Raw genomic sequence first — 25,742 nt, forward strand, 5'->3', positions numbered from 1 at the left:
ATCACATGCCGGCTCACGCGGCCGTACGCGGCGGATCGGGTGTCCTGGCGGCCGCCTTGCCGTACTGCCGCGCGAACGCCGCCTGGGCGACCGGGTGGTCCGCGTCGAGCAGTAGGACGTCTCCGCGGCCCTGCGCCCGGTCCAACCGGGAACGCAGCGCGGACTGGTCCGGCGCGTAGAGCACCTGGACCCGGCCATCACCCGAACCGCGCTCGGCCACCGGGGCCACGGCCACGGCATGGCCCCCCTCGTCGGTGACCCACAGTTGGAAGTCGTCCTCCTTGAAGAACACGATCTCGGTGATCGGGCTCGGGTAGTGGTGGACCCCACCGCCCTGCGGCAGTTCGGCGGAGTGCACGTCGTGCGGCAGCGGCATGCTGGCGTTGCAGATCGAGTCGGTCCAGCGCTGGACTCCGGCGGCGTCGGTGATCTTCGTGTTCAGGAGGTCTTCGATTCCGAGTTCCTTCACGGCGTCCGGACAGAACGCGTAAAGGCGTTTGGCGTTCTGCCGCAGCAGATCGACCTTGGCCGGGTCGGCGCAGAATTGCGCGGACCACTCGATTCCGGCGAGGTTGCGGACGACGAACCAGCCGTCGTCGTCCTTGAGCCAGAGCCCCCCACCGTGGTGGTCCTCGACCGGTTCGGGCCCGTAGAACGGCTGCGCCAGGGTGCCGACCAGCTTGTGCAGCTCGGTGCGGGCGGCGTCGTACTCCGGGGAGTCCGTCCGGGGTGGATGCCCGGGGATGTTGATGGTCCAACCGAGCTTCTCGGCCTCGGTGTGGGACTGGGTCGGATCGCCCCTCGCAATGGGAGGCATGGGGCCCTCCCTCCCTTATAAATTTGTATACGTTCTACATAAGCGTACTAACTACGTTTACCTTGTATCTCCAGCCTGCGCCTGGTGTCGCGACGGGTCAAGGTGTGCCCGTCCGCGAAATGGCCCGCAGGGCGCCGGTACCGGGAACTCCGCTCGGGTGGGTGAACGTCGGCGATCCTCCGCTCCGGCGGGTGGCCGATCGGCGATAACGGGGAGCGAAGGCCGGGTCGCCGCGACGGAGTCGGATCCGTGTGCCACCCGTAGCGCGCCGGGCGGGGACCCGCTGATTCAGCCCGAGAGGACCACAGATGCCCCTGAACGACTACGGCGTGCTCGCTGCCAGAGCCATCGAACGGCGCCGCGAGGGAGATAGTGTCCCCACGCCTCACTACCAGATCCACCTGCGCGACGACAGCGGCGTCGACTATCGCGTCGCGGTGAACGTCAAGTCCCAGCAGACACCGTCTGACCTTCTGTACCTGGTTGATGCCGACTTCCGCCATCCGCTGACGCAGTTGCTGCCGGAAGCCGGCAGCGGATGGACCAGGGAGCCGTCGCAGCCCGGTACCGCGAGCCTCGACTTCATCCGCGGCAACCTCTTCGACCCCGCCCTCATGCGCACGCTCCCGCCCGACCTCCCAGGGGCCGACAACGACCTGGAGGACCTGATCGACCACTACGTCCAACGTGCGATCGACGAACCGGCCGCGTGCATCTACGCCTTCGGCCAGCGATGGCCCACCGAGCAGCTGTCTGACAAGGCGCTCGGCTTCGGCGCCAGGAGCGGTGTCCACGACATCCACATGAACCAGGGCAACAGTGGGCAGTGGGTCGCTGACGACGGGGTCTGGCAGGACGGCGGCCTCCTCATCCGCCTGCCCTCCGAGAATCGGTGGGTCGCCGTCTTCCTGGCCTTCCAGTCCCAGTCGTGGCACACCGACGACGGAACCGGCCACGCCCTCGCTCCGGTCCGGCCCATCACCCCTGGCCAGGAGCAGGTACGGATCGTGGCCGCCGTGCCCAACCCCGCCACCTCCGCGCCTGCCACCGTCACACTCCTCAACGCCTCCCCCGCGCCCGTCAACCTCCAGGGGTGGCGCCTCGGCGACCAGCACATGAACCTGCTTCCGCTCCCCGAGGAGCAGCTTCAGCCGGGCGAAACCCTCAGGATCTCCGCCGAGCAGGACGGGTTCAGGCTCGGCGCCGACGGCGGTGCGATCACCCTCCTCGATCCGTCGAACTTCAAGGTGCACGGCGTTGCGTACACCAAACGGCCGGCCAACAGCGCAGGGAGCAGCATCACCTTCTGAGCAGTCGTCCCCGGTCAGCGGTCGTCCGCGGTGCCGACACAGGAACGGTCCGGACCCGGGCGGGCGCCATCGGCGCCCGCCCGGGTCCGGTCTGCCGCGACGGCCGGGAGGCCGTGGTCCCGGCCGTCGCCGAACAGCTCGGCTGCCAAGCGGACTTGGGCCTCAACCCAGGTCTTCGAGGTACCGCCGTCCGGGCGCCTCAGCCGAGGCGGGACAGCTTCGCACCGAGGCCCGGTACGCTCAGGTCGTGCTGCAGGGCCACCGGCACCTGGGGGCCCGCCACCGCCCCGGACCGGAGGATGAGGACGCCCACCACGGTTCCCGCCTTCGCGCTGCGCGGCACGCCCTTGGCGTCTGCGGACAGCGTCAGCTGCGTCTTCATGCCGGGCCAGCCGACCATCGTCAGATCGGCGGCTGCGACCACCGGGGCCCTGCCGCCCAATCCGTCGTCGACATAGCCGACCGCCTCGCCCTTCTTGAGGACGGTGGCCGAGGTCAGGGCCTTCTGCACCTGGGTGATGAGCTTCTGGCTGACCGTCAGCGCCTTGTTGAGGCTCGCGTCGGGAGAGAAGCCGCTCTGCTGGCCCATCACAACGCCCAGGATCAGCTGCTTCCTGCCGTCCGCGGTCTGCTGCGCGGCCCACATCAGATTGCCGCCCGCCGCCGTGCTCGACCCGGTTTTGATACCGATGACACCCGGGTTGACCAGGTCGTTGTTGTTGTTGAAGAGCCGGTCCGGAACACCGTCGATGGTCGTGTTCGGTGTCGCGACCACCGCGCGGAACACCGGATCCTGCATCGCGGCACCGGCCAGCTTGAGCTGGTCGACGGCGGTGCTGCGGGTGCCGGCGTCCAGGCCGCTGGGGTCGGTGTACGTGGTGTCGTTCATGCCGAGCTGCCGGGCGGCGGCGTTCATCTTCTTCACGAACGCCTCATCGCTCCCCGCATCCCACCGGCCGAGCAGGCGGGCGATGTTGTTGCTCGACGGGATCAGCATCAGCTCCAGCATCTGATGCTCCGTGAAGTGCTGGCCCTCGCCGACCCCTGCCCTCGACTCGTCCTGGTTGTTGGACTCCTTGGTCGCCTGTGCGTCCACGGTGATGTCCGGGCCGGGGGCATCGCCCTTGAGCGGGTGGTCGCGCAGCACGACGTAGGCGGTCATCACCTTGGCCATGCTGGCGGTCGGCACCGGCTTCTGCTCGCCGTACGTCCCCAGGCTGCCCACGCCCTCGACCTCCACTGCCGCCTCGCCCTCGCTCGGCCAGGCAGGGGCCAACGGGCCGCCGGCGAACGTGTAGGACGGCGCGCCGCTCATCACCAGTACCGTCTTCGGCAGTGGGCGCAGCATCTGCACGGCGCAGAAGACGATCGCCAGCAGCACGACCAACGGGGTCCAGATCTTCACCCGGCGCAGGACGGTTCGCCAGAAGGTCTGCGGCGGCGGAGGCGTGTTCGTCAGCTCGGCGAGCACCTTCAGGGGCTCTTCCGCCGGAACGGGCGGCACCGGCTGCTCCCGGGTCCGCTCGGGCTCGGTGGGTCGCCCGGTGCCCGCTTCCCGGGCAGCGCCGGGCCTGCGGGGGACGGACAGCTTCATCGTGGTGTCGCTGCCGGAACCGGCGGACGCCTGGGCGGACTCGGTGCGATCCCTCGCCCCGGCCAGTGTCTCCTTGGCGGGCGTGTCTCCGGCAGACGCGCTCTTGGCGGGTGTGCTCTTGGCAGGCGTATCGGCGGGCTTCGGGGTGTCCGCCGGCCGGGTCGGGAGCCCGGCGGGCTTGGCGATCCGCACGGTGGCCTCGGCCGGCTCGTCCGGCGCTCCTGTGGGGCTCGCCTCGGGAGTGGCGGGCGCCGTTCGCTCGACCGAAGCGGCAGCGTCCGGGGAAGCCACCTCGGCGGCACCGTCCGTGTCTTCAGACGCGCCCGAGTCCTTGGCGTCGGCCGGGTCCTCGGCGGTAGCCGCATCTTCGGCATCAGCCGAGTCCTCGGCGGCAACCGCTTCTTCGGCATCAGCCGAGTCCTCGGCGGCAACCGCATCTTCGGCATCAGCCGAGTCCTCGGCGGCAACCGCATCTTCGGCATCAGCCGAGTCCTCGGCGGCAACCGCATCTTCGGCATCGGCCGAGTCCTTGGCGGCGACCGAGTTCTCGGCGGTAACCGCATCTTCGGCGTCGGCCGGCTCCTCGGCATCGGCTGAGTCCTCGACATCCGCCGAATCCTCGGCGAGGTCAGCAGCCTGTTCCGTGCGGGCGGGTGCGGCGGGTTCCGTCTCACTCGTCGGACCGGTGGTCTCGGCACGCCGCATCGGGCTGCCCGCTGCGCCGTTCGGCCCCTTCGACGCGGTCTGCGTCCGCGTCTTCGACGCAGCGGGCGCGGCCTCAGGGGCAGCCGAGCCGGCAGGCGGAGTGTCACTGTCGGCTGCGGCCCCCTCGTCGACCGGGAGCCGGTGTGCGTCGTCCGCCGTCGAATCGTCCTCGGCCGGCCCGGTGTCAGGGGTGGTCACTGCCTTGCCGGTCTGCGGCAGCGGCTTGCGCCGCGCCGCAGTCGGTGGTTCCGTCCCCCCGGCCGTCTCCCCCGACAACTCCTGCTCCGCCCAGCCGAGGGCCTTGCCAGTCACCCAGTTCTCCGTACGCATCCATCGAGGCCGCCACCGACGACGCCCCATCACCGATATTCAGGTGGACGGTCCCGGTGCACGTGTAACGTACCGGTCCCCGTCAGCGGGCGTTCCGCTGTTCCACCTGTCCGGCAGACGATATCCACCTGCCGAACGGTTCCGCCGAGAGGGCCGTCCCCCGGCATCGACGAACCGGCGCACCCCGACCGTGGACCCGGGCGGTCCGTGAGACGGAGAGAGCGCGGGCGAGCAGATCCCGGACGGCGCGGTAGCGTTCCCGGGTCCGGGTGACCAGCCGTTTCTCGGCGCCATTGCCCGCCGACGAGCGGATGCTGCGTTCAGCCTCGCGGTCGGAGCCCGATGACCGGCCCCAACTGGAACGGCGACTCCTACCAGCTCGTCAATATGGCGACGGGCAAGTGCGCGACCGTCGCCGGAGGGATCTCCACCGACAACATCGTCACCCTCGTTCAGTACACCTGCGACCGGGATCCCTCGCGCTGCTGGCACCTGGGGTAACCGGGTGAGCTGTGGAGAGAACCGCATCCTGTGCGAGTCACCGCATCGCGGCGCCGCACCTGCCGTGGCCACCAGGCCTGAATGCGTGAAGCGGCCCCGCCGGTTGCAACCGGCGGGGCCGTCGTACGAAGCAGCCGCAGGAATGCGGCTGCCGCCCACCGGGTCCCTGGGGCTTCCTTGCTCGAGGCGTTCCGCTGCCCGCCGCCAGGGTGAACAACGAGACTCCGCCGTGGAATTCGTTTCGCTACATGGAATGTGCTGTCCGCCCACATAAAGTAACCCTCCGGGTTGCACTTCTTTCAGCTCCCCCGACGGGGGTAACGCGGTCGTCTGTCTGTCTGAGAACCGATCCCGGACTGGTCCTGGATCGCACCCGCCCGTGCGGCTGGGGACGTGCAGAAGGAACGATGGTCATGAATGCGAGCTCCTCTCCGCCGGTCCGGCGGTCGCGTACGGTGTGCCTGGCCGCTGTCGCCGTTGCCGGAGCACTCGGATTGCTCAGCGCGTGCGGCGGATCGTCACCTCCCAAACCCGGCGGTGCGCTGAGTCCCGGACCCGGCCAGACCCTGCCGGGATTCCCCGGTGCCTCCGGAACGAGCGGTACGGTCACGGTCAGCCCACCACCAGGCACGCCCTCGACCTCACCCACCAGCGGCCAGCCGTCCGCTCCAGCGGCCGCCAACGCGGTGACGATCAAGAACTTTGCGTTCTCCCCGCCCAAACTGACGGTCAAGGCGGGCACGAAGGTGACCTGGACCAACACCGACCCCGACGCTCACACCGTCACCAGCAAGCAAGGATCGGGCGGGCCACTGAACTCGGCAGCCCTGGCCACCAACGACACCTACAGCTTCACGTTCACCACACCCGGGACCTACCCCTACTTCTGCTCCATCCACCCGTTCATGACCGCCACCGTGGAAGTGACGCCATGAGCGAGGACACACACGACTCCAACGGCGGCGGCGAGCACGGCATGACCCGCCGCCAGCTCATGCGGCACTCCGCCTGGTTCGGTGGCGCCGTGGTCCTGACGGTCGTCGCGGGAGAGGTGATCAGTCACATTCCCGGTACGGCGAACTCGGCCCCGGCAAGCAGCGCGGACCTGCACTTCGTGCAGGTCTCCGACAGCCACATCGGCTTCCAGGGACCGGCCAACATGGACGTCACCGCGACGTTCGCCGACGCGATCAACCAGGTCAACTCCCTCGGGTTCCGACCCGACTTCGTCATGCACAGCGGCGACCTGACGCACCTTTCCACCCCCGCCCAGTTCGACCAGGTCAAGCAGATGCTGTCGCAGCTGGACACGGACCGGGTCTTCACCGTGCCGGGCGAGCACGACTCGATCGGAGACAACGGACCACGCGCCTACCGACAGGCCTTCGGCCACAACACCCTCGGCGACGGCTGGTACAGCTTCGACACCCACGGTGTGCACTTCATCGCGCTGGTCAACACGCTGCACCTGGAGCAACTCGGCCACCTGGGCAACGATCAGATCGACTTCGTGCGCAAGGACATCGCCGGCCTGTCCTCGGACACCCCCATCGTCATCTTCAGTCACATCCCGTTGTTCGCGATGTATCCGACGTGGGGCTGGGGCACCGACGACGCGGTGCAGCTACTGTCGATGTTTCGCCGCTTCTCCTCAGTCACGTGCCTCAACGGGCACGTCCACCAGCTGTTCAGCAAGACCGAGGGCAACATCACCTTCCACTCGGCCCGCCCCACCTGCTACCCGTTCCCCAAACCCGGCCAGGGCCCCGCCCCACTTCCACAGGTACTGCCCGCCGGACGCCTCAAGGACGCACTCGGCATCCGCACCGTCAACTACTGGCAAGGCAACCACGCGCTGGCCGTCAAGGACACGAAACTCGCATGAACACCCGGAGCCTGCCCGCCCTCGCACCGCGCCTGGTGCTCGCCGCCGCGCTCGCGGCAAGCGGATACATCCACGCCCAGCTCTACATCGACGGATACCGCTACGTCCACATCATCGGCTCCTTGTTCCTGCTGCAGGCCAGCACCGCCTTCGCAGTGGCCGCACTCCTTCTGCTGGCGGCACCCCCGCTCCTGCGAGTCGCCGCCGCCGCGATCGCTACTTGCACGCTCGCCGGGTTCACCGCATCCCGCACCAGCGGATTGTTCGGGTTCTCCGAGCAGGGCCTGCAACCCGCCCCGCAGGCCCTGCTCAGCCTCATCGCCGAGACGCTCACCCTGCTGATCCTCGTGGCCTGGCAGGCATCCGAGGTTGCGGCGGCAAGATCAGGAGTGGGGGTGGCCGAGTACGTGACCGGCCTCGCTCGCCCCGCCGGCCACCGACGGCTCTACGACGTCCTGTGGCTTCTCCTGCCCGTGGCGGTGGTGGTCGGCCTCTTCTGGTTCGGCCGGGTGCACACCCCCAACTACGAGACCAGCCTCTTCGGGAACCGCGGCGACGACGCGAGACTACTGAAAGCCCAAATGGGGTCCGCGCTCCTGGGTCTGGCGCTGATCCAGCTCCTTCTCGCCCTGTGGATCTACGGCCGCCTGCCCGCACTGCGAGCCGCACCGCACCCGGTCCACACCACGCACCGCCTCATCGGCCTGACCGCCTTCCTCCTCTCCCTGCCCATCGCCCGGCACTGCATCACCGCCTACGGCGTCCAATTCACCGACACCCGCGTGGCGTTGCATTCGCTCACCGGCTGCTTCCTCTACGGGGCCTTCGTCGCCAAGGTCATCGTGGTCCGGCACCGCCGCTGGCCCGGCTGGGCACTTCCCCTGGCCGGCGGCACCCTCGTCACCGCGATCGCCCTGATCTGGTACGCCGCCCCCTTCTGGTACCTGAACGGCCTCCAGGCACCCGGCCTGTGAGCAGAACGTGGGGCGTCTCTCCCGACGGCCAACAGCGGATTCCCGCGCGGCGGGGCGCAGTTGCTCATCCCATGCCGGGATCGCCAGGCGCCCGTGACCGCACTCGCGCGGTGCTCGTCTGCTCTCAGCCGTCCGATCCTCTCCAGGCGTCCTGCACGGCCTGGCTACGGACCGATCTGCCACCGCTTGCGTCCGTCCCGCCGGGTCAGGATCCGCCCCTAGCAGCTGCCACCGTCACTGCGGCAAGCTGCCAAGTCCTTGAGGAGTTACGCCGCGGTCAGCGTGAGCCGACATGCCGCGCGTTGGCGTAATGAGCCGCTCCGGCGGCTTCCCAGGTCACTTTGTACGGAGGCGGTGGCCGGCATGGGTGGCAGGAATGAGGTGGCGAACCGGGTCATGGATAAGGAGAGCGTGGACCGGTCGGAGGGTTTCGGCGAACGGGTGCTCGGTCTGCTGCTGGATCGGGCGCGGCTGATGCCACCGCAGCTGATCGCCCCACTGATCGCGGAGGAAGTGGTCGGGATCGGTGGCCGCGACGTATCCATCTTGCTCCAGGACTACGCGCAGGAGCTGCTCGTACCGCTGCCGGGCGGGAAGCTGCACGTCGGCCAGCCCGAGCCGATGGCAGACTCCCACGCCGGGCGGGCCTTCCTGAGCGAGGACGTCGTCGAGGTGCCGCAGGCCCATGGCGTCCGGATGTACCTGCCGCTGCTGGACGGCAGCGACCAGGTGGGTGTGATGGCCCTGACCCTGGACGCCGTCGGCGAGGACGACCGGCGCCTGCTGCGCCGACTCGCTGCCCTGGCGGCCGAAATGCTCGTCACCAAGAACGCCTATACCGACCTGTTCTTCCAGGCCCGGCGCCGGGAGCCGATGAGCGTGTCTGCGGAGATCCAGTGGAGCCTGCTGCCGCCGCTGACGATGTCCGTGCCGCAGGTCGCGGTGGCCGGCATCCTGGAACCCGCCTACCGCGTCGCCGGCGACAGCTTCGACTACGCCCTCAACGACAACATCCTGCATGCGGCCGTGATCGACGCGATGGGCCACGGCCTGGACGCCGCCGCGATGGCGACCATCGCCATCGGCGCCTACCGGCATGCCCGGCGGGTGTTCATCAGCCTGCCCGAGAAGTACGCGTTCATGGACGACGCCATCGCCCGGCAGTTCGGTCCCGACCACTTCGTCACCGCCCAGCTGATGCACGTCAACGTCGCCACCGGTGAGCTGGAGCTGGTCAACGCGGGCCACCCCGCGCCGCTGCTGATCCGCGACGGCAAGGTCGTGCGGCAGCTGGAGAGCGCGACGACGTTGCCCGTCGGCTTCGGCGGTGAGGAGCCCCGGATCAAAGAGCACATGCTCCAGCGGGGCGACCGGGTGCTGTGCTACACCGACGGCATCATCGAAGAGCACGTCGCCGGCGGGGAGCCGTTCGGTGAGGAACGCCTCATCCGCTGCATCAACCGCCTGGGGGAAGAGCCGTCCGATGGTATGCGGGCAGATCTGCGCCGGCTCTCCCACACGCTGAAGAGGGAACGAGCCGGGCGCACCAGCGACGACGCCACCCTCTTCATGATCGAATGGCACGGGGGCACCGTCGACCATCTCGCGGTTCTTGACTGAACGCCCCGACGTCAACCGAACCCGAACTGGACAGCACCGCCCACGCAGACGACCGCCACCCCTCCACGCTCGGCCAGCCGGCCCTCCCGAGGGGGAGCATTCGATAGCGAAATAACCAGTGGCGGATCCGCCGCCCGGACCGGCACGATGATCCGCATGTACCAGTACGCCATCGCCGAACTCCCCGCAGTCGCGGGCGCGATGGCTGCTGTCCAGGCAGTCGCAGCCGCCTTCGACGGCGCACGAAGCTGACCTTCCCCGGGTCGTCCCCGGGACCTCAGACGGGGAAGGTCGGCCCGTCGCTGAGGTCCCGTCATCACGCTGACGACTCCCGGAGAGAGATCATGGCCAAGCAGGCCTTCGTGCGCACCAAGCCGCACCTGAACATCGGCACCATGGGTCACGTCGACCACGGCAAGACCACCCTCACCGCCGCCATCACCAAGGTGCTGGCCGAGCGCGGCGGCGGCTCCTTCGTCCCGTTCGACCGGATCGACCGGGCCCCGGAGGAGGCCGCCCGCGGCATCACCATCAACATCGCGCATGTCGAGTACGAGACGGCCACCCGGCACTACGCGCACGTCGACATGCCCGGCCACGCCGACTTCGTGAAGAACATGATCACGGGCGCGGCGCAGCTGGACGGCGCGATCCTGGTCGTCTCGGCCCAGGACGGCGTCATGCCGCAGACCGCCGAGCACGTGCTGCTGGCTCGTCAGGTCGGCGTGGAGCACGTCGTGGTGGCGCTGAACAAGGCTGACGCGGGCGACCCGGAGCTGCTGGAGCTGGTCGAGCTGGAGGTCCGCGAGCTGCTCTCCGCGCACGGCTACGACGGCGCGGGCCTGCCGGTCGTGCGGGTCTCCGGGCTGCGCGCGCTGGAGGGCGACCCGCACTGGTCGGCCGCGCTGCTGGAGCTGCTGGACGCCGTGGACGCGTACGTCCCGACGCCGGTGCGGTACACCGACGCGCCGTTCCTGCTGCCGATCGAGAACGTGCTCACCATCACCGGCCGCGGCACGGTGGTGACCGGCGCGGTCGAGCGCGGCCAGGTCCGCATCGGCGACCGGGTGGAGGTGCTCGGCTACGACGCGGACGCGCAGTCCGTGGTGACGGGCGTGGAGACCTTCGGCCGGACGATGGAGTCCGCCGAGGCCGGCGACAATGTCGCACTGCTGCTGCGTGGCGTGCAGCGCGGCCAGGTCCGGCGCGGCCAAGTGGTCACGGCGGTCGGCAGCGCATCGGTGCACACCTCCTTCACCGCGCGGCTGCACCTGCTGTCAACGGCCGAGGGCGGGCGCCGGACGCCGATCGGCAGCGGCTACCGCCCGCAGTTCTACCTGCGGACCGGTGACGTGGTCGGCGAGGTCCAGCTGCCCGGGGGTCCCGGCGTGGCGCTGCCGGGTGAGACCCTCGAGGTGGCGGTGACGCTCGGCCAGCCCGTGCCGCTCGAGCCCGGGCTCGGCTTCGCCGTCCGCGAGGGCGGCCGCACGGTCGCGGCGGGCACGGTCCTCGCCATCCTCGCCTGACCTCGCGGCCGGGGAGCCTACCGGCCGCGGTCCGGTCCGGGCCGGGCCGGGCCAGTAGGCTCCGTCGAACAACCGAGGGGTGGGGCGTGATCACTAGGTCGACAGTCCGGGCCGTCAACGCTCTCAGTGCCCGCTGGGCCAGGACGTTCGCGGGCGATGGCACCGCGTTCACCGCACTCGGCGTCTGGCCGCTGCTCGGGCTGCTCGCCCACGGTGCGGACGGCGACGCCCGGCATGAGCTGACGGAGGCGGTCGGCGTGCCGGCCGAGCGGGCGGCCGAGGAGGCCCGCCCGCTGCTCGCGGCGGTCGACCGGATGCCCGGGGTGCGGAGCGCGGTCGGGCTGTGGACCGACCTCCGGGCGCCGGTGTGGCCGGACTGGCTCGCCGCGTTGCCGGCCGGGACGCACGGCGGGCTGACCGGCGACGCCGCCGCCGACCGGGCGGCACTGGACGCCTGGGCGGCCGGGCACACCGGCGGTGAGATCGGCTCGCTGCCGGTCGTGCTGGACGACGACACCCGTCTGGTGCTGGCGAGCGCGCTGAAGGTGCGCACCGACTGGATCCGCCCGTTCCAGTCGTGGCCGGGGTGGCCGGCGGACACCGGCCCGTGGGCCGAGCTGGAGTGCGGAGTCCTGTGCCGGACCACGCAGTTGCTGGACCGGGTCGGTGTCGCCGAGACGCCGGCCGGCCCGCTCACGATGCTGCAGGTGGTGGGTGGGAACGGGATCGACGTGCATCTGGTGCTCGGCGCCGAGCAGGCCGGAGCCGGCCAGGTGCTGCAGGCCGCGGTGGAGGTGCTGGACCGGAAACACCCGCTGGTGCCGGGCGACCGGCTGTCCCTCGGCACCCCGGGCCCGGGCCTGACGCTGGAACGCGTGCCGAGCATGAACCCCGACCCGAGGCTGCACGTCACTGCGGTGCCGTTCGCGGTGAACGCCAGTCACGATCTGCTGGCGCAGGCAGGGCTGTTCGGCCTGCGCACCGCAGCCGACACCTCGCGCGGACACTTTCCCGGCGTCAGCGCCGAGCCGCTGGCGGTCGGGTCGGCCGCCCAGAACGCCATGGCGACCTTCGGCCCGCGCGGGTTCCGGGCCGCCGCGGTCACCGCGATCGACCTCGTGGCGGTCGGCGTGCCGCAGTACCCCTACCGCGCGCTGTCGGCGGACGTCCGCTTCGACCGGCCGTTCGGCTTCCTGGCCGTGCACCGCACCTCGCGGCTGGTCCTCACCGCCGGATGGGTCGACCGGCCGGCCATCGCCCCGGTACCGACCCCGACCGGAGACTGACGGCCTGCCGACCGGCACGCTACTGAACCTGAATGAGTGAAGTCGGGGCGTTCGCCCGACGGCGAGGTCGACGGCCTCTCGGGCATCGAGGCGCCCGGCTGGGATTGTCCAGCCGGGCGCCTCGATGAGCTTCTGGTGCCGGCCAGTTGACCGACGGTTCTGCCGCGCCCATCGCACTCGTCGGGAGAAGCGGCTGGGTGTGACGCGGCCTGGTCCTATCGAATGAACTTCACGCTCCCGAACGCCACGTCCGGATCCTCCTGCTCGGGGGTGAGGACGTTCACGATGTCTCCGCGACAGTTGGCCCCGACGTAGAGTTCGACGTCGCGGTCAGTGATGTTGGCGGCAAAGCCATCGCCGCGGATGTTGTAACACTGGCCGTCCCCCGGGTTGTTGAGAAGATGCGGGACATTGTCGGGCTGCGTGGCGTACTCGAAGGATCCCGTAGCCGCGTTGGCGGTGCCCATCGGCACCATGAGGGCCAGCAGGACGGCGGCCGCACCAACGAACAGGGCGTTGCGTACTCGCACGAAGACTCCAAGAGCGGTGGTCAGATCGGACGTCTGCGACCTGTCCAGTCCGCGCCGGTTCTACTCTCGGTGAACGAGAACCTCACCCCCGCAGGTCAACAGAGTGGTTGTCACTTTGTCGTTCGCGCGCTCGGCGAGTACGTGAAGCGTCCCACGACTTACAGCCGGATCCGCTTCCTCGCACCCACCCGGCGCCGACATCACTCATTCAAGTTCAGCAGCCCGGGCCGATGGCGGTGGAAGGCTTCGGGACGACCGAGCCGCTCTGGCCCGAGCTGCGCTTCGAGATCCTGCTCGCGCCGGGTGGCGAGGGCGCCCCGGTCGGGCCTGGCGCGCAACCTGCCGACCGCCTGACGCCGACCCGGTTTCCGACAGGCGCCCGACTCGCTGCCCGACTCGCTGCCCGGTGGCCGCCGGTGTTCCGCTCCGGTGGTACGACTGTTACGCCCCCGGGACGGAAAGCGGCGAACCGGTGGGCGACGGCGGGGCGTCCCCTGGGGTGATCGGAGGCACGACCTGGTGTCGTCCGCGGAACCGGAGGAACGGATCATGCGGGTTGGTAGGGCAGTAGCGGTGACAGCGGCAGTGCTGGCGCTGGGGCTGGGAGCGACGGCGTGCAACGACGAGGTGTCGTCGACGTCCGCAACCCCGGTGGCACCCGCGGGGGCTGCCGGGACGTCAGGTGCGCCGGGCAAGCCGGCCACTTCCGCGCAGGCTGCCGGTGCCGCGGCGTCCGGCACTTCCGCCTCCGACGGCAAGGTCTCCACCCGCTGCCACACCGCCGATCTCAAGGCCGACGTCCAGTTGCAGCCGGATCACCCCGGGTCCGCGATGGTGATGCTCACCAACAAGAGCACGCGCACCTGCACCGTCCACGGCTACCTCGGCTACGGTGGGCTGCTGGCCGACAACAGCCCCGTGGTGACCGGCAGTTCGCGGGTCGCGCACCCCGGGCAGCCGATCGAGGTCAGCCTCAAGCCGGGCGTCTCGGCGTTCTCCGGCCTCAAGTGGACGTCCTGCGACAAGGCCGACCCGACCTGCAAGGTGCTGGCCGGCATCACGATCACCCCGCCTGATGAGACCACCCAGCTCAACGCCAACCTCCTCGGTGTCGACGGCAAGCCGGTACTGCAACTGACCGTCTCACCCTCCGGTTTCACGGTCGGCTCCCTCCAGCCGGTCAGCCAGGGCGTGGTCTTCACCTCCTGAGGACTCCGAAGGGCCGGAAGCCCCGGGCCGGGCTCCCGGGCTCCGGGCCTGCCGCGAGCGCAGGCCCGGAGGCGGGCTCACCCGAACGCGCGTACGTGTCGACGGAGCATCGGTAGCCGGGCGTGGTGAGGTGATGCGGGCGGCGGGAACCAGGCCGGGATCGCCGGCTCGCCGCCCGAGATGGGGAGCGTTCATGTACGGCGTACTCAGATCCGTTGCCATGGCGGCCAGTGCCGCCTGTGCGCTGCTGGGTCCAGCGATGGCCCCGGCCGACTCCGGAGCCGTGGCGGCGGCCGCCCCTCACCCCGTGCGGGCGGCCGAGGACGTACGAGGCGAGGGAGACGGCACCCTCATCACCCGCCTGCACACACCCCCTACCGGCACGTCGATCGCCTCACCCGCGCGCGACACCCTCTTCGCCTGCAAAGGGGGGACCCTCACTCGGCCCGACCGCCCGTGGATCGACGCGCACGGTGTGATCGACGTACTCAAGCGCCCGTTCGTGTCGGGGACCATGCACTGGCACAAGTACCTGAAGGTGTCGACCACCGCGACCGAGAGGCGCTTCAAGGGCAACGGGCTCCCGGACCATGCCACCGGGCGCTTCCCCGTCCAGAAGGGCACCCCCGCCTACAAGTACTACGCGGAGATTCCCGCGCACGGGTACCCCAACGCCGCCGCGATCCCCATCAAGCCGTGGAACCTCGACATCACCGTTCCACGCGATCCGGCTGTCCAGGCGCAGCCCACGTGCATCGACCAGCTGACGACCGGGATGGCTCTGGCGGGCGGCACCTTCCACCTGGAGGTGGCCACCGACGCGGAGGACCGACCGGTCGACCCCAACGCGGCCCTGCCGCTGGACCGCTGCTGGGGCCATCCGTACGACACGCAGTACCACTACCACGGCCCCTCGCAGACCTGCTTCGGAAGCAAGCATTCGAGGCGATCCGCGAACACCCGTGCCCGTTCCCGGCACTCACCGCTCGTGGGATACGCCATCGACGGCTTCGGGATTTTCGGGCCGCGCGGCGAGGACGGAGAGATCGTCAAGAACAGGGATCTGGACGTCTGCCACGGTCACACACACGCGATCATGTGGGACGGCAAGAAGGTCGTCATGTACCACTACCACCTCAACGGAGAGTATCCGTACTCCATCGGATGCTTCCGGGGGAAGCCGGTGACGGTGTCCGGGTCCGGGCACGGCGGGCACTAGAACGGCGGAGACCACTTGCCTGCCCAGGTCGGCGTGTATCCGGCTGGAGGCCAGACGCGCTCCTGTGGGAACGACGGGTGGGGCCACACGCGGCTCCCGCCCAGTCGGCCGTCCACGCCCGGCCAGCGCCCCCGGAAATGGAGCTGCGCCCCACCGCGAGCAGGCTCGCCGCCCTGCGCCGTGCCCGGGAGAAGAAGACGGCGATGGCACCCGCAGTCCCAGCCCTCGTCTGAACGATGTCCCTCCTTGATGCAGAAGGCGGTGACCGGACCACTACCGGCCACCGCCTCTTTTCCTCCCAACGAGCGACCCGGGAGCCTCCGCCGCCAAATCCCCACAGAATCCCCAGCAGCCCTTGCCGGGCCGCGTCAGGAGGCACGCGACGGCCCTGGCCGTACCGGCGTCGGACTACTCGCCAAACAGCCCTATCCCCCAAATGCCCTTACCCATACGGCCGTTCCCGGAGCGCGACATGCCCGGGGCGGGCCTACGGTGCGTCGGGAGGGGGGTGACCAGATCCGAGAGGTGAAATCTCCATGGCAGGCAAGTTCGAGGTCTACACCGAGAAGCCGGGCGTGCACCGGTTCCGGCTGAAGGCGAGCAACGGCTCGGTGCTGATCACCAGCGACCCGCACGACAGCAAGGAGTCGCTGATGAAGAGCATCGAGTCGATCCGCAAGCTCGCACCGTACGCCCAGGTCCACGAGGCGTCGATGCCGGCCTAGCCCGACCCCGGGCACGAGGGCCGGTTCCCCGTTCACAGTGGGGAACCGGCCCTTGTGCCATGCCACTTGATCCGGTCGAGGCCCCAGCCGGCAGAGCGGGTCAGAGCCGCAGCAGGTCGCCGAGCACGGTGCCGAGCACGGACTCCGCGTCGGCCGCGGCCGCCGTGGCGCGCCAGGCCACGAAGCCGTCCGGCCGGACCAGGACCGCACCGTCGGGGCCGGTGCCGTAGGCGGTGGCCCAGTCGGTGCCGGGCTCGGGCCCCAGGTCGTCCTCGGTGGTGGTGCCGATGCGGTAGCGGTCCAGTGGGATGTCCAACTTGCCGGCCATCCGTTCGGCGGCCCGGTGCCAGGCGGACCCGCCGGGGCCGGTGAGCAGCACGAGGTGCTTCTCGAAGAGGTCCACGGTGGAGAGCCGGACGCCCGCGCGACGCAGCCACAGGTGGGGGGCCCGCCCGCCGGGGGCGCCGTCCGGCTGGAAGCGTTCGGGGACGGTGGGTGCGGTGGGGTCGGTACCGAGGACGGCGCCGGTGTTGTAGCGGTAGCCGAGGGCCACGGCCAGGACGTTGCTCTGCCGTCCGGTGCCGGGCAGGGCGTCGTAGCCGGGGTGGCGGTGTTCGGCGGAGCGGGCGGAGGCGCGTTCGCTGGTGGCCCGGGCGACCGGTTGGCGTTCCTGCTGATAGGTCTCCAGCAGGCCGGGTCCGGCCCAGCCTCCGAGGACGGCGGCGAGCTTCCAGGCGAGGTTGTGGGCGTCCTGGATGCCGGTGTTGGAGCCGAAGGCGCCGGTGGGCGACATCTCGTGGGCGGAGTCGCCGGCCAGGAAGACGCGTCCGGAGCAGTAGCGTTCGGCGACCCGTTCGGCGGCGTGCCAGGGGGCCTTTCCGGTGATCTCGACCTCCAGGTCGGGCACTCCGGTGGCGGTGCGGATGTGGTCGATGCAGCGCTGGTCGGTGAAGTCCTCCAGGGTCTCGCCCTGGTCGGGCTTCCAGGGCGCGTGGAAGACCCAGTTCTCGACGTTGTCCACCGGCAGCAGCGCACCGGACCCGTCTGGGTTGGTGAGGTAGCAGGCGATGAAGAGGCGGTCGTCCACCACCTCGGCCAGCTGCTTGGCGCGGAAGGTGATGCTGACGTTGTGGAAGAGGTCGCCCTTCCCGGTCTGGCCGATGGCCAGGCGCTCGCGGGCGGGGCTGCGCGGACCGTCGGCGGCGACCAGGTAGTCGGCGCGGACGGTGCGTTCGGCGCCGGTCTCCCGGTCGCGCAGCACGGCGGTGACGCCGTCGGCGTCCTGCTCGAAGGAGCGCAGCTCGGTGCTGAAGCACAGCGTGCCGCCGAGTTCACGGGCGCGGCGCAGCAGTACGGGTTCGAGGTCGTTCTGGCTGCACAGGCACCAGTTGGTGGGGCTGAACCTGGCCAGCGCGCCGCCCGGGTCGATCTCCCGGAACAGCCACTCCTGGTCGGCGCTGGTGAGCGTGTGAGCCTGCAGGATCCCGTGGTTGCCGGCCAGGACGCAGGCGGCGCTGCGGATGTCGTCCTCGACGCCGGCGACCCGGTAGAGCTCCATGGTGCGCAGGTTGTTCCCGCGCCCTCGGGGGTGGTGGGAGGTGTCGGCGTGCTTCTCCACCAGCAGGTGCCGGACGCCGAGGCGGCCGAGGAAGAGGGCGGCGGACAGGCCCACCAGCGAGCCCCCCACGATCAGGACCGGGACGCGCTCGTCGGTCTTCGGGTTCATCGGTTGCTCCAGGAGTACGCGGTGCGGGACCTGTGATCCATCCCCTCCGGCCGCGCCGCCGGAGCGGGTTTCGCCCGGATGGCCCGCAGATCTCGCGCGGTTCGGTCAGGCACCCGACGATCGGATTCAGGCTGAGGCCCGAACGCGCTCGCGCGATCACGGAGAGTCACATCACGCGCTCGCAGGGCTCGGAAGTGCGCTTCTTCGGGCTCGCCTTTCCTAAAAACTGCCCAAGGAGAGTCAAAAATGATCACGCTGTCCGAACCTCAGGCGCAGCGCTCCACACCGCAGGACTCGCGTCTCCGCGTGGTGCTGCTGCTGGATGTCCAGGACGGGGCGCAGGACCGCTTCCTGGACGCCTACGAGCAGCTGCGGCACCAGGTGGCCTCGGTCCCCGGCCATGTCAGCGACCAGCTCTGCCAGTCGATCGAGAACCCCGCGCAGTGGCTGATCACCAGCGAGTGGGAGAGCGCCCAGCCGTTCCTGGCCTGGGTGGACAGCGAGGCGCACCGCGAGATGGTGCGGCCGCTGCACGGGTGTGTCCGGGACACCAGGTCACTGCGGTTCAGCATCATGCGGGAGACCTCGGACAGCGGCACCCTCGACAGCAGCGCGGCGCCGCAGCCCGTGCCCGCGGGCAGCGCGGACGGGATCGTGCGGCACGCACTGACCTTCACGGTGCGGCCGGGCAGCGAGCAGAAGGTGGCGGAGATCCTCGCCGGCTACACCTCACCCCGGGCCCGGGTGAACGGGACCACCCGGTTGGCCCGGACCTCGCTCTACATGAAGGGCAACCGGGTGGTGCGGGCGGTCGAGGTGGTCGGCGACCTGGTCGCGGCACTGCGGCACGTGGCGCAGCAGCCCGAGGTGCGGGCGGTCGAGGAGGCCGTCAACCCGTACTTGGAGGAGGCCCGCGACCTGAGCGACCCGCTCTCCGCGCGGGACTTCTTCCAGCGGGCGGCGCTGCCTGCCGTGCACCACGCGGTGGCCCGCCGCAAGGCGCCCGCGACGGTGTACCGGCACGCGCTGAGCTACCCGGTCCGCAGCGGCTGCGGTGCGGAGCTGGCAGAGCTGCTGCACCGTCAGGACCTGGCGGATGCCGCCGATCCGGCCGGTGTGCTGGTGCGCAGCACGATCTTCCACCGCGGTGACGTGCTGGTGCGGCAGGTCGATCTGACCGTTCCGGCGAAGTCCGCCGTCGAGGTCGCGCTCGGGGTGCGCGGGGAGCGGCCCGATGCGATGCTCGGCCGGCTGACGGAACTCGGTTCCGACGCCGGCGGGCCCGGGGACGACACCGCCCGGCTACTGGTCGCGGCCTGGGAGCTCTCCCTGGTCACCGACCGCAGCTCGGACTGACCCGATGACGCCCCGTCAGCCGCATCCCCGCTCCACCACCCCCGGCAGAAACCACCTGGAGGCAGCAGCCATGACCACGCAACTTCCACGCATCGTGCACGTCGACGACGCACCGCCGAACCGTCGGCGCGGCGGCGACCTGCGCGCCATGCTCACCCCCACCATGTGTGGCGCCACCAGCGGGTTCATGGGCCTGGCCATCGTCCGGCCCGGGGAGCGGATCGGCGAGCACTACCACCCGTACTCCGAGGAGTTCGTCTTCGTGGTCTGTGGTGACCTGGAGGTCGACCTGGACGGGGTGAGCGTGGCGCTGGGACCCGAGCAGGGGCTGATGATCCCGGTGAACATGCGGCACCGGTTCCGCAACGTGGGTGACACCGAGGCGAAGATGGTCTTCCACCTGGGCCCGCTGGCGCCGCGTCCCGAGCTCGGGCACGTCGACACCGAAGAGACCTCGCAGCCGGGGCCGACGGAACCCGCGAAGGTCGCATCGTGACCAGGCGGGTGGCGGTCACCGGAATCGGCGTGGTGGCGCCCGGCGGCGTGGGCGTGCCCGCGTTCTGGTCGCTGTTGACCTCAGGCCGGACCGCGACCCGGGGCATCACGCTGTTCGATCCGACCGGGTTCCGTTCCCGGATCGCCGCCGAGTGCGACTTCGATCCGGCGGCGCACGGCCTGGACGCCGAGCAGGTGGCCCGCTCCGACCGGTACGTGCAGTTCGCGCTGGTCGCAGCGGCCGAGGCGGTCCGCGACACCGGGCTCGACCTGGCGGCCGAGGATCCGTGGCGGGTCGGGGTCTCGCTCGGTACGGCGGTCGGTGGCACCACCCGCCTGGAGCACGACTACGCGCTGGTGAGCGCCGGCGGCGAGCGCTGGGACGTGGACCACCGCGAGGCCGGGCCACAGTTGCACCGGGCGTTCTCGCCGAGCACGCTGGCCTCCGCGGTAGCCGAGCAGGCGGGTGCGCACGGTCCGGTGCAGACCGTCTCGACCGGCTGCACCTCGGGGCTGGACGCGGTCGGCTACGCCTTCCACTCGATCCAGGAGGGCCGGGCCGACGTGGTGATCGCCGGCGCCTCGGACTCGCCGATCTCGCCGATCACCGTGGCCTGCTTCGACGCGATCAAGGCGACCAGTGCGCGCAACGACGACCCGGAGCACGCCTCCCGTCCGTTCGACGCCAGCAGGGACGGTTTCGTCCTCGGCGAGGGCGGCGCGGTGCTGGTGCTGGAGGAGCTGGAGCACGCCCGCCGCCGGGGCGCCACGGTGTACTGCGAGATCGGCGGGTTCGCCACCTTCGGCAACGCGTACCACATGACCGGGCTGACCAAGGAAGGCCTGGAGATGTCCGAGTCGATCAACCGGGCGCTGGATCAGGCCGGGCTGGACGGCACGGAGATCGACTATGTGAACGCGCACGGCTCGGGCACCAAGCAGAACGACCGGCACGAGACCGCCGCGGTCAAGCGGTCGCTGGGCGCCCACGCCTACCGGCTGCCGATGAGTTCGATCAAGTCGATGGTCGGCCACTCGCTGGGCGCGATCGGCGCGATCGAGTTGGTGGCGTGCACCCTGGCGCTGGCACACGGCGTGGTGCCGCCGACCGCGAACTACTCCACCCCTGACCCGGAGTGCGACCTGGACTACGTGCCGCGCACCGCCCGGGAGATACCGCTCCGTCATGTGCTCTCGGTCGGCAGCGGTTTTGGCGGCTTCCAGTCAGCCGTGGTGCTCAGTCGGAAAGGGTGAGGGAATGTGACGGACGATCAGGCGCCGCGCCGCGCGGTGCTGACCGGCATCGGGGTGATCGCTCCGAACGGGGTCGGTACCGACGACTTCTGGAAGGCCGTCCAGGAGGGCGCCTCGGTGCTGGGGCCGATCTCCCGGGAGGGCTGCGGCGACCAGCCGCTGCGGGTCGCCGGCGAGGTCCGGGGCTTCGAGCCGTCGGGATCGGTGGAGGAGCGGTACCTGGTCCAGACGGACCGGTTCACGCACTTCGCGATGGCGGCGGCCGACCTCGCGCTGGCGGACGCCGCGCTGGACCCTACGGCCGGATCGCCGTTCTCCGTGGGCGTGGTGACCGCCGCGGGCTCCGGCGGCGGCGAGTTCGGCCAGCGGGAGCTGCAGCAGCTCTGGGGCCGCGGCCCCGAGTACGTCGGACCGTACCAGTCGATCGCCTGGTTCTACGCGGCCAGTACCGGGCAGGTGTCGATCCGGGGCGGCTTCAAGGGCCCCTGCGGGGTCGTCGCCTCCGACGAGGCGGGCGGTCTGGACGCGCTGGCGCACGCGGCCCGGGCCATCCGGCGGGGCACCGAGGCGGTGGTGGTGGGCGCGGCGGAGGCCCCGCTGGCGCCGTACTCGATGGTCTGCCAGCTCGGCTACCCGGAGCTGAGCCGGTCCGCCGACCCGGACTCGGCCTATCTGCCGTTCACCGCGCAGGCGGCCGGGTTCGCTCCCGCCGAGGGCGGGGCGATGTTCGTGGTCGAGTCCCGGGCGGCGGCCGCCGCGCGCGGGGCCCGGATCCGGGCCCAACTCGCCGGGCACGCCGCCACCTTCACCGGGGCGTCGCGCTGGGCGGAGTCCAGGGAGGGCCTGGCCCGGGCCGTCCGGGGCGCGCTGAGGGAGGCGCACTGCGCGCCCGACGAGATCGACGTGGTCTTCGCCGACGCGCTGGGCACCCCGGAGGCCGACCTGGCCGAGGTGCTGGCCCTGCGGGACGCGCTGGGCGACCACGCGGGCCGTGTCCCGGTCACCGCTCCCAAGGCCGGCTTCGGCCGGGCGTACTGCGGCGCCCCGATGCTGGACGTGGCGGCCGCCGTACTCGCCTTGGAGCAGGGCGTCATCCCGCCCACTCCCAGGGTCACCAAGGTCTGCCACGAGGTGGACCTGGTGACCCGCTACGCCCGCTCCTGCGAACTGCGTACCGCGCTGGTGCTCAGCCGGGGGCTGATGGGTTCCAACGCGGCCCTGGTGCTGCGCCGGGGCCAGGAGGTGTGAGGCCGCCGCGCTCACACGCCGAGACCAACTGAATCAACTGAACGCACCCGACAAGGAGCAGCGCATGCCCACCAACCTGACCCACACCGAGCTCTCGGCCCTGATCAAGGGCAAGGCCGGTATCTTCATCGACCCCCGGGACCTGCAGCGTCCCGAGACGACCTTCGAGGAGTTCGGCGTGGACTCGCTCGGACTGCTCGGTGTGGTGGGCGAGTTGGAGAACCGCCATGGTGTGCAGATCGTGGACGGCGCCGAAATGGCGAAGACCCCGTCCGAGTTCCTCGTCGCCATCAACAACTCCTTCGCGAAAGCAGGTTCATGAGATGCCCGGTCACACCGACAACACCGTCGTCATCGACGCCCCCGTCGACCTGGTCTGGGAGATGACCAACGACCTGGAGAACTGGCCGCAGCTGTTCAGCGAGTACGCCTCGGTCGAGGTGCTGGACCGCGAGGGCGCCAGGACCACCTTCCGCCTCACCATGCACCCCGACGAGAACGGCAAGATCTGGAGCTGGGTGTCCGAGCGGACCTGTGACCGCAAGGGGCTGGCCGTCAAGGCCCGCCGGGTCGAGCCGGGCCCGTTCGAGTACATGGACATCCGCTGGGAGTACGCCGAGGTCCCGGGCGGCACCAGCATGCGGTGGATCCAGGACTTCGCCATGAAGCCCACCGCCCCCGTCGACGACGAGGGGATGACCAACCACATCAACCGCAACTCGCGGATCCAGATGGAACTCATCCGGGACAAGGTCGAGAAGCGCGCGGGGAGGAAGGGGTGAACACCGTGCACCGCACGCTGATCGTCGCACGGATGAAGCCGGAGTGCGGCGCGGACATCGCCGGGGTCTTCGCCGAGTCCGACCGGGGCGAGCTGCCGCACCTGGTCGGGGTCACCGGACGCAGCCTGTTCCAGTTCGGCGATCTCTACCTGCACCTGATCGAGGCCGACCGGCCGCCGGGCCCCTCGGTGGCCAGGTACAAGGACCACCCGGAGTTCCGCGACGTGAGCGAGAAGCTCACCGCCTTCGTCCAGGCGTACGACCCCGCCACCTGGCGGGAGCCCAAGGACGCGATGGCCCGCGAGTTCTACCGCTGGGAGCGCGCCGCGTCCCGCTGAGCCGCATCCCGCTGGGCTGGAGGAGGACTCGCCATGGTGGACACCGACGACCGGACGGACCCGGAGTGGGTCCGCTGCGGACACTGCGCCGGACTGATCTACGGCCGCCGCTTCCGGCGGAGCCTGCGGGTCTGCCCGGACTGCGGCTGGCACGGCCGGCTCAGCGCCCAGCAGCGCCTGGACCAGCTGCTCGACCCCGGATCGGCCGAGCCACTGCGCCAGGTCGCGGCCCTGCACGACCCGCTCGGATTCGTCGACAGCCGCCCGTACCACGAGCGGCTGGCCGACGCCCGCGCCGACACCGGCCTCGAGGAGGCCGTGCTCTGCGCGACCGGTCGGATCGAGGGGCAGCCGGTGGTCGTCGCCGCCATGGACTTCCGTTTCCTCGGCGGCAGCCTCGGGTGCGGGGTCGGCGCCCAGATCACCGAGGCCGCCGAGACCAGCCTGCGGCTGCGCACCCCCCTCCTGCTGGTCTGCGCCTCCGGTGGAGCGCGGATGCAGGAGGGGGTGCTCTCCTTGATGCAGATGGCCAAGACCGCACAGGCCCTGGCCGAACTGGACGAGGCCGGGATCCTGGTGATCTCGCTGATCACCGACCCGACCTACGGCGGGGTGGCGGCCTCCTTCGCCACCCTCGCCGATGTGATCATCGCAGAGCCCGGTGCCCGGATGGGCTTCGCCGGGCCCCGGGTGATCGAGCAGACCACCGGCGAGAAGCTGCCCGAGGGCTTCCAGACCGCCGAGTTCCTGCTGGCCCACGGCCTGGTGGACGACGTCGTGGCCCGGCCCGCGCTGCGCGACACGCTCGGCCGGCTGCTGGGCCTGCGCTCCCCCGCCGGGCCGCCCGAGCCGGTCCGCGCACCGGGGCGGGTCCCGCGCAAGGCCGCCGCCCCGACCGGACACGACTCCTGGGCCGCCGTCCGGCTGGCCCGGCACCCCGACCGGCCCAGCAGCCTCGACTACGTGGGCCGTCTGCTCGACGACTTCCTCGAACTACACGGCGACCGGCTCAGCGAGGACTGCCCCGCCATCGTCGGCGGCCTCGGCCGGCTCGGCGGGCTCCCGGTGGTGCTGATCGGCCATCACAAGGGCGGTCCCGATCTGGCCGAGCGCCGGCGCCGCCGCTTCGGCATGCCCTCCCCCGCCGGCTACCGCAAGGCGGCCAGGCTGATGCGGATGGCCGCCAAGCTCCGGCTCCCGCTGGTCACCCTGATCGACACCCCCGGCGCCAACCCGGGCCCCGACGCCGAGCGCGGCGGCCAGGCCATCGCCATCGCCGAGAACCTCCGCCTGATGTCCCGGCTACCGGTACCGATCGTCACCGTGCTGATCGGCGAGGGCGGCAGCGGCGGGGCGCTCGCCCTCGGCATCGGCGACCGGGTGCTGGTGAGCGCCAACGGCGTCTACTCCGTGATCAGTCCGGAGGGCTGCGCGGCCATCCTCTGGAAGGACCCGGCGGCCGCGCCCACCGCCGCCAATGCGCTCCGCCTGCACGCCGGTGAGCTGGCCCGGCTCGGCGTCGTGGACGGCGTCGTCCCCGAACCGGACGGCGGCGCGCACCGGGACCACGCGGGCGCGGCCACGATGCTCGGCGAGGCGCTGACCGCGGCGCTCGGCGAGCTGATCCCCTGGGAGCCCGCACGGCTGCTCGCGGAACGCAAGCGGCGCTTCCGCCGCTTCGGTGTCGAGGTGGCCGGGGCTGACGGAGGGACCGCTGCCGGGCCGGTGGTCGACCCGGTGGCCAGAACGGTCGAGAGAGGTGCACAGTGACAGTCGGTGTGGACAAGAAGACCCATCAGGAGAACGGCCGCAAGTCCGTCACGCTGATCAACCCGCACGCCTTCCCCGGCTCGGCGGAGGCCAGCCGGGCCGATCTGGAGGCGGTCTGCCGGGCCGTCCGGGAGCTGGCCGGCCTCTCGCCGCAGCTGCCGACCCGGATCCGGCTGCAGCACGGGCGGACCAGCGTGGAGATCGACTGGCCCGTCACCGAAGGACCGCAGCCGCCGGTGCGGCCGTCCACCGGGCAGGCGGCGGCCGCGCCGGACGACGAACCGGAGAGCGGGCTTCGGTACGTCTGCGCCCCGATGGTCGGCACCTTCTACCAGGCGCCCGAGCCGGGTTCCCCACCCTTCGTCTCGGTCGGCGATCTCGTCCGGCCGGGACAGACCGTGGGGATCCTGGAGGTGATGAAGATGATGAGCACCATCGAGGCGGAGGTCGCCGGCCGGGTGGTGGAGGTGCTGGTGCCGAACGGCACCTCGGTGGAGTACCAGCAGCGGCTCATCACCGTGGCGCCGGCGACCGAGGGGTGA

General features: G+C 70.8%; 24 protein-coding genes. 20 read left to right on the forward strand and 4 right to left on the reverse strand.

All coding sequences use genetic code 11. The annotated features are described in order from the left end of the window. Positions 1 to 13 precede the first annotated feature (13 nt). On the reverse strand, positions 14 to 817 hold the full coding sequence (locus tag ABD369_RS33365; RefSeq protein WP_344640362.1) for a DUF6424 family protein: 804 nt from the start codon (positions 815 to 817) through the stop codon (positions 14 to 16). 308 nt (positions 818 to 1,125) lie between these two features. Between ABD369_RS33365 and ABD369_RS33370 the strand changes: the two genes are divergently transcribed. Beyond that, a complete protein-coding gene (locus tag ABD369_RS33370) occupies positions 1,126 to 2,127 on the forward strand; it encodes a DUF2278 family protein (RefSeq protein ID WP_344640363.1) in 1,002 nt (333 codons plus the stop codon). A gap of 199 nt (positions 2,128 to 2,326) precedes the next feature. On the opposite strand, the gene ABD369_RS33375 is transcribed toward ABD369_RS33370, so the two are convergent. Beyond that, a complete protein-coding gene (locus tag ABD369_RS33375; RefSeq protein WP_344640364.1) occupies positions 2,327 to 4,738 on the reverse strand; it encodes a D-alanyl-D-alanine carboxypeptidase family protein in 2,412 nt (803 codons plus the stop codon). 360 nt (positions 4,739 to 5,098) lie between these two features. On the opposite strand from ABD369_RS33375, the gene ABD369_RS33380 reads away from it, so the two are divergent. From ABD369_RS33380 to ABD369_RS33410, 7 genes are all read left to right on the forward strand, one after another. After that, positions 5,099 to 5,257 carry an RICIN domain-containing protein gene (locus ABD369_RS33380; RefSeq protein ID WP_344640365.1) on the forward strand — a complete coding sequence of 53 codons (159 nt, stop codon included), beginning with the start codon at positions 5,099 to 5,101 and terminating at the stop codon, positions 5,255 to 5,257. A 686-nt stretch (positions 5,258 to 5,943) separates the two neighbouring features. Continuing rightward, entirely contained in the window at positions 5,944 to 6,192 is a 249-nt protein-coding gene (locus ABD369_RS41290; protein WP_425557832.1) for a cupredoxin domain-containing protein, read from the forward strand. Beyond that, a complete protein-coding gene (locus ABD369_RS33390) occupies positions 6,189 to 7,142 on the forward strand; it encodes a metallophosphoesterase family protein (RefSeq protein WP_344640367.1) in 954 nt (317 codons plus the stop codon). Before ABD369_RS41290 ends, ABD369_RS33390 begins: the two co-directional genes overlap by 4 nt. Next, positions 7,139 to 8,116, forward strand: coding sequence for a DUF6529 family protein (locus ABD369_RS33395; protein WP_344640368.1), 978 nt, complete (start codon positions 7,139 to 7,141; stop codon positions 8,114 to 8,116). Before ABD369_RS33390 ends, ABD369_RS33395 begins: the two co-directional genes overlap by 4 nt. A 396-nt stretch (positions 8,117 to 8,512) precedes the next feature. Next, positions 8,513 to 9,736 carry a PP2C family protein-serine/threonine phosphatase gene (locus tag ABD369_RS33400; RefSeq protein WP_344640369.1) on the forward strand — a complete coding sequence of 408 codons (1,224 nt, stop codon included), beginning with the start codon at positions 8,513 to 8,515 and terminating at the stop codon, positions 9,734 to 9,736. Positions 9,737 to 10,080: 344 nt separating this feature from the next. Beyond that, positions 10,081 to 11,262: an elongation factor Tu gene (gene tuf, locus ABD369_RS33405; RefSeq protein WP_344640370.1), complete on the forward strand. Its 1,182-nt coding sequence runs from the start codon at positions 10,081 to 10,083 to the stop codon at positions 11,260 to 11,262. Between the two features lie 86 nt (positions 11,263 to 11,348). Further along, complete coding sequence (locus tag ABD369_RS33410) at positions 11,349 to 12,548, forward strand: serpin family protein (protein WP_344640371.1); 1,200 nt, start codon at positions 11,349 to 11,351, stop codon at positions 12,546 to 12,548. A 215-nt stretch (positions 12,549 to 12,763) separates the two neighbouring features. Here ABD369_RS33410 and ABD369_RS33415 read toward each other — a convergent pair whose 3' ends face one another. Next, positions 12,764 to 13,078 (reverse strand): hypothetical protein, encoded by a 315-nt coding sequence (locus ABD369_RS33415; RefSeq protein WP_344640372.1) that lies wholly within the window; start codon positions 13,076 to 13,078, stop codon positions 12,764 to 12,766. 573 nt (positions 13,079 to 13,651) lie between these two features. On the opposite strand from ABD369_RS33415, the gene ABD369_RS33420 reads away from it, so the two are divergent. From ABD369_RS33420 to ABD369_RS33430, 3 genes are all read left to right on the forward strand, one after another. Beyond that, complete coding sequence (locus ABD369_RS33420; protein ID WP_344640373.1) at positions 13,652 to 14,287, forward strand: DUF4232 domain-containing protein; 636 nt, start codon at positions 13,652 to 13,654, stop codon at positions 14,285 to 14,287. A 193-nt stretch (positions 14,288 to 14,480) separates the two neighbouring features. Then, positions 14,481 to 15,506: a YHYH protein gene (locus ABD369_RS33425; protein ID WP_344640374.1), complete on the forward strand. Its 1,026-nt coding sequence runs from the start codon at positions 14,481 to 14,483 to the stop codon at positions 15,504 to 15,506. A 536-nt stretch (positions 15,507 to 16,042) separates the two neighbouring features. After that, entirely contained in the window at positions 16,043 to 16,231 is a 189-nt protein-coding gene (locus tag ABD369_RS33430; RefSeq protein WP_344640375.1) for a YegP family protein, read from the forward strand. A 100-nt stretch (positions 16,232 to 16,331) separates the two neighbouring features. Here the strand turns inward: ABD369_RS33430 and ABD369_RS33435 are convergent, their stop codons facing one another. After that, positions 16,332 to 17,957: an FAD-dependent oxidoreductase gene (locus ABD369_RS33435; protein WP_344640376.1), complete on the reverse strand. Its 1,626-nt coding sequence runs from the start codon at positions 17,955 to 17,957 to the stop codon at positions 16,332 to 16,334. A 246-nt stretch (positions 17,958 to 18,203) separates the two neighbouring features. On the opposite strand from ABD369_RS33435, the gene ABD369_RS33440 reads away from it, so the two are divergent. The 9 genes from ABD369_RS33440 (at position 18,204) to ABD369_RS33480 (ending at position 25,742) form a co-directional block, all read left to right on the forward strand. Continuing rightward, entirely contained in the window at positions 18,204 to 19,313 is a 1,110-nt protein-coding gene (locus ABD369_RS33440; protein ID WP_344640377.1) for a SchA/CurD-like domain-containing protein, read from the forward strand. A gap of 70 nt (positions 19,314 to 19,383) precedes the next feature. Further along, positions 19,384 to 19,809, forward strand: a complete 426-nt coding sequence (locus ABD369_RS33445; RefSeq protein ID WP_344640378.1) for a cupin domain-containing protein — start codon at positions 19,384 to 19,386, stop codon at positions 19,807 to 19,809. Beyond that, positions 19,806 to 21,062: a beta-ketoacyl-[acyl-carrier-protein] synthase family protein gene (locus ABD369_RS33450; protein ID WP_344640379.1), complete on the forward strand. Its 1,257-nt coding sequence runs from the start codon at positions 19,806 to 19,808 to the stop codon at positions 21,060 to 21,062. Before ABD369_RS33445 ends, ABD369_RS33450 begins: the two co-directional genes overlap by 4 nt. Before the next feature lie 6 nt (positions 21,063 to 21,068). Then, complete coding sequence (locus ABD369_RS33455; RefSeq protein WP_344640380.1) at positions 21,069 to 22,310, forward strand: beta-ketoacyl synthase N-terminal-like domain-containing protein; 1,242 nt, start codon at positions 21,069 to 21,071, stop codon at positions 22,308 to 22,310. Between the two features lie 64 nt (positions 22,311 to 22,374). Beyond that, positions 22,375 to 22,632: an acyl carrier protein gene (locus ABD369_RS33460; protein WP_344640381.1), complete on the forward strand. Its 258-nt coding sequence runs from the start codon at positions 22,375 to 22,377 to the stop codon at positions 22,630 to 22,632. A gap of 1 nt (position 22,633) precedes the next feature. Beyond that, positions 22,634 to 23,092: an SRPBCC family protein gene (locus ABD369_RS33465; protein WP_344640382.1), complete on the forward strand. Its 459-nt coding sequence runs from the start codon at positions 22,634 to 22,636 to the stop codon at positions 23,090 to 23,092. 5 nt (positions 23,093 to 23,097) lie between these two features. Further along, positions 23,098 to 23,430, forward strand: a complete 333-nt coding sequence (locus ABD369_RS33470; protein WP_344640397.1) for a TcmI family type II polyketide cyclase — start codon at positions 23,098 to 23,100, stop codon at positions 23,428 to 23,430. Between the two features lie 33 nt (positions 23,431 to 23,463). Further along, positions 23,464 to 25,200 (forward strand): acetyl-CoA carboxylase, carboxyltransferase subunit beta, encoded by a 1,737-nt coding sequence (accD, locus tag ABD369_RS33475; protein WP_344640383.1) that lies wholly within the window; start codon positions 23,464 to 23,466, stop codon positions 25,198 to 25,200. An 8-nt stretch (positions 25,201 to 25,208) separates the two neighbouring features. Continuing rightward, positions 25,209 to 25,742, forward strand: coding sequence for an acetyl-CoA carboxylase biotin carboxyl carrier protein (locus ABD369_RS33480; protein WP_344640384.1), 534 nt, complete (start codon positions 25,209 to 25,211; stop codon positions 25,740 to 25,742).

Origin of the sequence: Kitasatospora cystarginea (genome assembly GCF_039533515.1) — a bacterium.
GTDB classification, from domain to species: domain Bacteria; phylum Actinomycetota; class Actinomycetes; order Streptomycetales; family Streptomycetaceae; genus Kitasatospora; species Kitasatospora cystarginea.

Coding starts and splice junctions, on each gene's coding strand:
- ABD369_RS33390 (WP_344640367.1), top strand. CDS start 6,189: ATGAGCGAGGACACACACGACTCCAACGGCGGCGGCGAGCACGGCATG.
- tuf (WP_344640370.1), top strand. CDS start 10,081: ATGGCCAAGCAGGCCTTCGTGCGCACCAAGCCGCACCTGAACATCGGC.
- ABD369_RS33465 (WP_344640382.1), top strand. CDS start 22,634: ATGCCCGGTCACACCGACAACACCGTCGTCATCGACGCCCCCGTCGAC.
- ABD369_RS33395 (WP_344640368.1), top strand. CDS start 7,139: ATGAACACCCGGAGCCTGCCCGCCCTCGCACCGCGCCTGGTGCTCGCC.
- accD (WP_344640383.1), top strand. CDS start 23,464: ATGGTGGACACCGACGACCGGACGGACCCGGAGTGGGTCCGCTGCGGA.
- ABD369_RS33425 (WP_344640374.1), top strand. CDS start 14,481: ATGTACGGCGTACTCAGATCCGTTGCCATGGCGGCCAGTGCCGCCTGT.
- ABD369_RS33400 (WP_344640369.1), top strand. CDS start 8,513: ATGGATAAGGAGAGCGTGGACCGGTCGGAGGGTTTCGGCGAACGGGTG.
- ABD369_RS33435 (WP_344640376.1), bottom strand. CDS start 17,957: ATGAACCCGAAGACCGACGAGCGCGTCCCGGTCCTGATCGTGGGGGGC.
- ABD369_RS33370 (WP_344640363.1), top strand. CDS start 1,126: ATGCCCCTGAACGACTACGGCGTGCTCGCTGCCAGAGCCATCGAACGG.
- ABD369_RS33460 (WP_344640381.1), top strand. CDS start 22,375: ATGCCCACCAACCTGACCCACACCGAGCTCTCGGCCCTGATCAAGGGC.
- ABD369_RS33440 (WP_344640377.1), top strand. CDS start 18,204: ATGATCACGCTGTCCGAACCTCAGGCGCAGCGCTCCACACCGCAGGAC.
- ABD369_RS33445 (WP_344640378.1), top strand. CDS start 19,384: ATGACCACGCAACTTCCACGCATCGTGCACGTCGACGACGCACCGCCG.
- ABD369_RS33365 (WP_344640362.1), bottom strand. CDS start 817: ATGCCTCCCATTGCGAGGGGCGATCCGACCCAGTCCCACACCGAGGCC.
- ABD369_RS33430 (WP_344640375.1), top strand. CDS start 16,043: ATGGCAGGCAAGTTCGAGGTCTACACCGAGAAGCCGGGCGTGCACCGG.
- ABD369_RS33380 (WP_344640365.1), top strand. CDS start 5,099: ATGACCGGCCCCAACTGGAACGGCGACTCCTACCAGCTCGTCAATATG.